This is a genomic window from Shewanella sp. MF08487 (assembly GCF_050848685.1).
Classification (GTDB): domain Bacteria; phylum Pseudomonadota; class Gammaproteobacteria; order Enterobacterales; family Shewanellaceae; genus Shewanella; species Shewanella glacialipiscicola.
On sequence record NZ_JBOZPB010000065.1, the window covers coordinates 1 to 889 of the forward strand.

Genomic DNA, 889 nt, shown 5'->3' on the forward strand with positions numbered 1-889 from the left:
GCCTCAATAGCCTTCAATGGCCGCTCTATTACCCTGTATGAGAAGTCCTATCCCCTATCAGAACAATGCTCTAAGGCCTCCCACAACGGTTTTTTAGCGGACTTAGCCAAGATTTTACCTTTGCATGTTACCCCTCTCATCGTGACTGACGCGGGGTTCAAAGTGCCTTGGTACAAAGAGGTTGAGGCGCATGGTTGGTTTTGGCTAAGCCGTATTCGCGGTACAGTTCAATTTGCAGATATTGGCGCTGAAAATTGGCGTGCAGTTCGCAGTACACATGACTTGGCCAACGGTCAAGCGAAGAGCCTGGGTTGTAAGACCTTGACCAAAACTAACCCTATCAATTGCCATCTCACGCTTTATCGTAGCAAACCTAAGGGGCGTACAAATCAGCGTTCAACGAGGACTAATTGCCACCATCCATCGGCAAAAACGTACTCAACATCGGCGAAAGAGCCTTGGGTGTTAGCCAGCAATTTACCACCAGAATCTCGGAGCCCAAAGCAGCTGGTAAACCTGTACGCCAAACGTATGCAAATAGAGGAAACCTTTCGTGACCTCAAAAGCCCGGCATACGGCTTTGGCTTACGCCAAAGTCGTACCAACAGTCCAGAGCGATTCGACATCATCCTACTGATAGCGTTGATGGTTCAATGCCTGTTGTGGCTAGTTGGTTTACACGCACAGCAACAGGGCTGGGATAAGCATTTTCAGGCCAATACCATTGGGCATCGAACGGTACTCTCAACGATTCGCTTGGGATTGGAGGTACTCAGGCGGCCTGATTATCAAATCACGGAGAAAGAATTGCTGGCGGCCTGGGTATTATTCGCCAATCAGTTGCTCAAATATGGCTATGCTATGGCTGATTTATGAGGGGATCCTTCAG

General features: G+C 48.8%; 1 protein-coding gene. It reads left to right on the plus strand.

Features of this window, described 5'->3' with window-relative positions; all coding sequences use genetic code 11:
- The coding region (locus ACRN9H_RS19640; protein ID WP_432315885.1) for an IS4-like element IS10A family transposase at window positions 1–876 on the plus strand (876 nt) is incomplete at its 5' end.
- Between the last annotated feature and the right edge of the window lie 13 nt (window positions 877–889).